The sequence below is a fragment of the Pseudomonas endophytica genome (assembly GCF_001411475.1).
Lineage (GTDB): Bacteria > Pseudomonadota > Gammaproteobacteria > Pseudomonadales > Pseudomonadaceae > Aquipseudomonas > Aquipseudomonas endophytica.
Window position 1 is genome coordinate 1 of sequence record NZ_LLWH01000088.1, and the last position, 4969, is coordinate 4969.

The window sequence follows — 4969 nt, forward strand, 5'->3', positions numbered from 1 at the left end:
CAGCCTTGTTTGCCGTCTAGGGTCATCGACACGGTGCCTTTGAGCAGCGGCATGCGCACGATGCGGTTGCGCAGGCCAAAGCTGGCGTGGGCATACGGGATTTTTTCGGCGTCCCACGCAGCTGCCGAAGCGGCCACGTGGTCTTTAAAGGCTTGATCAGCGCGAGGGTCGGTGACGTCGTCCCACTCCAGCAAGCTCTTCAGCAACTCAGGGTGCGACGCGTTGCAGTGGTAGCACTCGCGGTTGTTTTCCAGTACCAGTTTCCAGTTAGCTTTTTCGACCAAGGTGGTTTGAATGGCCACCTTGGTGTTTTCCATGTCGTAGGGTTCCATGTAGTGGGTTAGCGTGGTCAGAAACTCGTCAATGGCCGGTGGGTTTTCGGCCAAGCTGATAAAGATGTAACCACCTGCGGTTTTAACGTTTACCGGTTTGAGGCCGTATTGCTTCATGTCGAAGTCGGCGCCCATCTCAGTCCCGGCAAACAGCAGGCGGCCGTCCAGTTCGTAAGTCCACTGGTGGTAATGGCACACCAGTTTGGCGACTTTGCCCTTTTCAGTGGTACACAGCCGCGAGCCGCGATGCCGGCACACGTTATGGAAAGCATGCACTTGGCCTTCGGCGCCGCGAATCACGATGATCGGGTTTTTGCCGACTTGCAGGGTCAAGAAATTGCCCTTGGCGGGGATCTCGCAGGTCATGCCTGCAATCAGCCATTCCTTCTGAAAGATCTCTTGCATGTCGATGTCGAACAGCCGCTCGTCGTTATAAAACGGCTGTGGCAGCGAAAACGTCCGTTCACGGTTGTGCAGCATCTCGGCGGTGGCCTTGCGTGCAGGTGCTAGTGGATCGCCCAGGCTCAGGGTTGCGGTGACGTCCATCGTGTAATCCTCATGGCCATACGATGTGGCCTAAAAGTGGCAGATCAGGGGTGCATCACAAGGCAAATTAAAAAACGTAAATCAGTGGCGCTGAGTGTGCGTTCGAAGCGTTAAATATCCATATCTGCGGGCGACATGGCCCAATCTGTTCCCGACGCCACAAGAGCTGTTTTCAGCGGCTGGTCGCGATAAGTATGTGAATGTCGCGAATAGGTAAATGGCCGCTTCATGGCATGCGCAGAATCGCCAGCAAGAGGCCGACAGGCGGCCGTGGAGAAGCGTATGTCCAACAGCTTTCTGAATCCGGTAACTACCCAAACCTGGGCCAACGGCCGACACATCGTGCGTTGTGTCAAAGTGATTCAGGAAACTTGGGATGTGCGCACGTTCTGCTTTATGGCTGACCAGCCAATTTTGTTCTTCTTTAAACCGGGGCAATTCGTGACCTTGGAGCTGGAAATCGACGGCGACCCAGTGATGCGCTCGTACACCATCTCCAGTTCGCCGTCGGTGCCGTACAGCTTTTCGGTGACGATTAAACGTGTACCCGGCGGGCGAGTCTCCAATTGGCTGCATGACACCCTGCACGAAGGCCAAGAGCTGGCGGTACACGGGCCGGTTGGGCTGTTTAACGCCATCGACGCGCCAAGCCCGAAAGTGCTGTACCTGAGCGGCGGCGTGGGCATCACGCCGGTAATGTCGATGGCGCGCTGGTTTTACGACACCAATGCCAACGTCGACATGGTGTTTATCCACAGCGCACGCTCACCTAAAGACATCATTTATCACCGCGAGCTGGAACACATGGCTTCGCGCATCGACAACTTCAGCTTGCACCTTATCTGCGAGAAACACGGGTTGGGCGAGCCGTGGGCGGGTTATCGCGGCTACTTGAATCACAAAATGCTCGAGCTGATGACGCCCGATTTTATGGAGCGCGAAGTGTTTTGCTGCGGCCCCACGCCGTATATGAGTGCGGTCAAGCGCTTGCTGGAAAGTAACGGTTTTGACATGAGCCGTTATCACGAAGAGTCGTTTGGCGCGACGCCACCAGAAGTCCGTGCAGACGCCATCGAACAGGCTGAACAGGCGGCCGATGCGCCGCTACTCGACGTGGCCGATTTGAACCAAGTGGAGTTCATCTCATCGGGCAAAAGCATCCGCGTCGGCCCGGCCGAAACCGTGCATGCGGCAGCGGCCAAATTGGGCCTGATGATCCCCAAAGCCTGCGGCATGGGCATTTGCGGCACCTGCAAAGTGCTCAAGTTAGGCGGCGAAGTCGAGATGGAACACAACGGCGGCATCACTGACGAAGACGTGGCAGAAGGCTATATCTTGTCGTGTTGCAGCGTGCCGAAGGGCGATGTGCGAATCGAGTTTTGAAGTCTGTACCTGCGTAGGAGCTGGCGAAGGCTGCGATCTTTTAAGAGCAAAAGATCGCAGCCTTCGCCAGCTCATACGGGGTTCTGGGGAACAAAGGTTCTAAACCGCAGTCTTTAGGGCGCGTAAAGGTGGGTCGCTGCTAGCTTAGCCGGTGACTTTTCTTTATCGTACGCGCCCTCTGAATACTGCTTGAGAACACTGCCATGATTGAGTCATCCCTTAGCAAACTGGAACAACTGGTCAGCGACCTGGTTCAGCAAAAGCAAGAACTGCTGGACGCCAACACTCAACTGAACACTGAGTTGGCCCAGACCAAAGAAGAAAACGAAACCCTGCAACTGTCCTTGATGGAAGCCGAAGAGAAGCAAGGTGCCACGGCTGCCCGTATTCAAGCCCTGGTTGAGCGCGCAAGCGTGAGCCCTGTCAGCGCATGAGCGAGGACAGAGACGGTATAAGTGTCGTCTCGATTTTGGGTAACGACTACACGATCAAGGCACCGGAAGGGGAGAGACAAACTCTGCTGGCCGCCACGGTTATGTTGAAAGCCGCCCTGGCCGAAACGAAAAGAAAGTACCCGAGCTTGATCGGGGACAAATTGCTGGTGTTGGCCGCGTTGAATCTGTGTTCACAACAGATTGAACTGCAACTGAGCCACAAACAGGAACTCGACCGTTATCAAGAGCAAGTCAGCGCCACGGTCGATGTGATTGAGCGAACCCTCGGGCAAAGCTGAACAATCACATAACTGCGTAGAAGCCAGCGTGCTCGCGGTCTTTTGATCGTCAAAAACAAAAGATCGCGAGCACGCTGGCTCCTACAGAGAATTAGGGTTTAGCCCACCATCACTTGGCGAATATCTGCCGCCAACTCCCTTACCCGTGTTTCCTCGGTGTCCCACGAGCACATGAAGCGGGCGCCGCCTTTGCCGATGAAGGTGTAAAAACGCCAGCCCTTGGCGGTCAATGCCTCAACTGCCGGCTCCGACAATTGCAAGAACACGCCGTTGGCCTCTACCGGGAACATCAATTCAACGCCGGGAATATCACTGACCAATTGGCTCAGCAGTTGAGCGCAGTGATTGGCGTGGCGTGAGTGTTTGAGCCACGCGTCGTTTTCCAGCAAACCCACCCACGGGGCGGATAAGAAGCGCATCTTCGACGCCAGTTGCCCGGCCTGTTTACAGCGATAGTCAAAGTCCACCGCCAGGTCGTGGTTGAAGAACAGAATCGCTTCGCCCACCGCCATGCCGTTTTTAGTCCCACCAAAGCACAACACATCGACCCCGGCTTTCCAGCTTAGGTCAGCTGGCGAGCAGCCTAAAAACGCACACGCGTTGGAGAAGCGCGCGCCGTCCATGTGCAGCAGCAGGCCCAACTCTTTACAGGTGGTGCTGATGGCGCGGATCTCGTCCGGGGTATACACCGTGCCCAATTCGGTGGCTTGGGTAATGGTGACCACGCGGGGTTTTGGGTAATGAATGTCTTTGCGCTTGAGCGCGATTTCGCGGATCGACTCCGGGGTGATCTTGCCGTTTTCAGTACGGGCTAACAGCAACTTAGAACCGTTGGAAAAGAATTCCGGTGCGCCACATTCGTCGGTTTCGACGTGGGCGGTTTCAGAGCAGATCACGCTGTGGAAGCTCTGGCACAACGACGACAGCGCCAACGAGTTGGCCGCCGTACCGTTGAAGGCGAAGAACACTTCGCAGTCGGTTTCGTACAGGGTTCGGAAGTCGTTGGCGGCGCGCAGGGTCCACTCATCGTCGCCGTAAGCACGCTGATGCCCGTGGTTGGCTTTTTCCATGGCAGACCAGACTTCGGGGCAGATACCGGAGTAGTTGTCGCTGGCGAATTGTTGGCTCTTATCAGTCATGTTCCGGTTCCTTGGTCGAAGATCGTGGTGCACTTTATCCAAGAATGTCCCGGGTGCACAGGCACCGGTTTGCCGCAATGGTTAACCAGGCTTTGACTGGATATTACGGGGGCCGTTTTCAAGGTGGAGTAGCTGTTTGGCAAGTTATCTAAACTTCAGAACCACACTTACAACTGCCATCCAAATGACGGAGATGAGCATCATCGTTACATTGATGACCAGAAGGCGTTTTAGACGAGGGGGGAAATTTTTAAGATCGTTAGGATCCAACTCGCCGATGCGCAGTGATGCCCACGGCAACAAAACCATGCCAGCGATTTTTGCGATCTCCAAGAGGGACCAAATCACCCCCCGCCTCCCCAAGCTCGGCCCCCAAATATGAATATAACGACTGTTCTTCAAAGCCTCTTTTATGGCTTCCATATGTTGGTGGCTCAGGTAAAGACTGAATGCAGCGCCCACATATGTAAGCAGAATTGGGCCGGCGACAATCCCAAAAGCCAGCCAAGACTTCCAAAACTCCTCCGTAGTCATGGCAAAGTTTTTTCGTACAGCATATTTCCACCTATTTCACCCCCCTCGCCACCGACAGTCGTACCCGCCCATGCGCCAGTACCCACTATGGCCGCGACACAGACAACACCGCCGATACCTGTAGAGACGCCGAGCGCCAGGCAGATCGAACCTCCGGTAATAGAGGCCATAAATCCTCCTGCGACACCACCAGTAGTAGACCCAATAAACTTCCCCCCCTCAGTAAACTTAACCTTCTCACAAGCCGCTCCAGAGTCGCCGCTTCACCCCTGCTGCATACCCAACAACGCGAAGACCACACC

Annotated in this window: 7 protein-coding genes; 3 read left to right on the forward strand and 4 right to left on the reverse strand. The window is 55.2% G+C overall.

The window, feature by feature from the left end; translation table 11 throughout:
* A partial coding sequence (gene gbcA / locus AQS70_RS07355) for a glycine-betaine demethylase subunit GbcA (protein WP_055102217.1) occupies positions 1-878 on the reverse strand: 878 nt, incomplete at its 3' end.
* Positions 879-1160: 282 nt separating this feature from the next.
* On the opposite strand from gbcA, the gene gbcB reads away from it, so the two are divergent.
* The 3 genes from gbcB (at position 1161) to AQS70_RS07370 (ending at position 2994) form a co-directional block, all read left to right on the forward strand.
* Positions 1161-2261, forward strand: coding sequence for a glycine-betaine demethylase subunit GbcB (gene gbcB, locus AQS70_RS07360; protein WP_055102218.1), 1101 nt, complete (start codon positions 1161-1163; stop codon positions 2259-2261).
* A gap of 203 nt (positions 2262-2464) precedes the next feature.
* Complete coding sequence (locus AQS70_RS07365; RefSeq protein ID WP_055102219.1) at positions 2465-2695, forward strand: hypothetical protein; 231 nt, start codon at positions 2465-2467, stop codon at positions 2693-2695.
* Entirely contained in the window at positions 2692-2994 is a 303-nt protein-coding gene (locus tag AQS70_RS07370) for a cell division protein ZapA (protein ID WP_055102220.1), read from the forward strand. The genes AQS70_RS07365 and AQS70_RS07370 overlap by 4 nt, the downstream gene beginning before the upstream one ends.
* A 98-nt stretch (positions 2995-3092) precedes the next feature.
* On the opposite strand, the gene AQS70_RS07375 is transcribed toward AQS70_RS07370, so the two are convergent.
* The 3 genes from AQS70_RS07375 to AQS70_RS23595 all read right to left on the reverse strand — a co-directional run bounded on the left by AQS70_RS07375 (position 3093) and on the right by AQS70_RS23595 (position 4837).
* Positions 3093-4133 carry a threonine aldolase family protein gene (locus AQS70_RS07375; RefSeq protein ID WP_055102221.1) on the reverse strand — a complete coding sequence of 347 codons (1041 nt, stop codon included), beginning with the start codon at positions 4131-4133 and terminating at the stop codon, positions 3093-3095.
* 144 nt (positions 4134-4277) lie between these two features.
* Complete coding sequence (locus AQS70_RS07380) at positions 4278-4667, reverse strand: hypothetical protein (protein ID WP_055102222.1); 390 nt, start codon at positions 4665-4667, stop codon at positions 4278-4280.
* Positions 4664-4837, reverse strand: a complete 174-nt coding sequence (locus tag AQS70_RS23595) for a hypothetical protein (RefSeq protein ID WP_156355053.1) — start codon at positions 4835-4837, stop codon at positions 4664-4666. Before AQS70_RS23595 ends, AQS70_RS07380 begins: the two co-directional genes overlap by 4 nt.
* Positions 4838-4969: the final 132 nt, after the last annotated feature.

Coding starts and splice junctions, on each gene's coding strand:
- AQS70_RS07380 (WP_055102222.1), bottom strand. CDS start 4,667: ATGACTACGGAGGAGTTTTGGAAGTCTTGGCTGGCTTTTGGGATTGTC.
- AQS70_RS07370 (WP_055102220.1), top strand. CDS start 2,692: ATGAGCGAGGACAGAGACGGTATAAGTGTCGTCTCGATTTTGGGTAAC.
- AQS70_RS07375 (WP_055102221.1), bottom strand. CDS start 4,133: ATGACTGATAAGAGCCAACAATTCGCCAGCGACAACTACTCCGGTATC.
- AQS70_RS23595 (WP_156355053.1), bottom strand. CDS start 4,837: ATGGCCTCTATTACCGGAGGTTCGATCTGCCTGGCGCTCGGCGTCTCT.
- gbcB (WP_055102218.1), top strand. CDS start 1,161: ATGTCCAACAGCTTTCTGAATCCGGTAACTACCCAAACCTGGGCCAAC.
- AQS70_RS07365 (WP_055102219.1), top strand. CDS start 2,465: ATGATTGAGTCATCCCTTAGCAAACTGGAACAACTGGTCAGCGACCTG.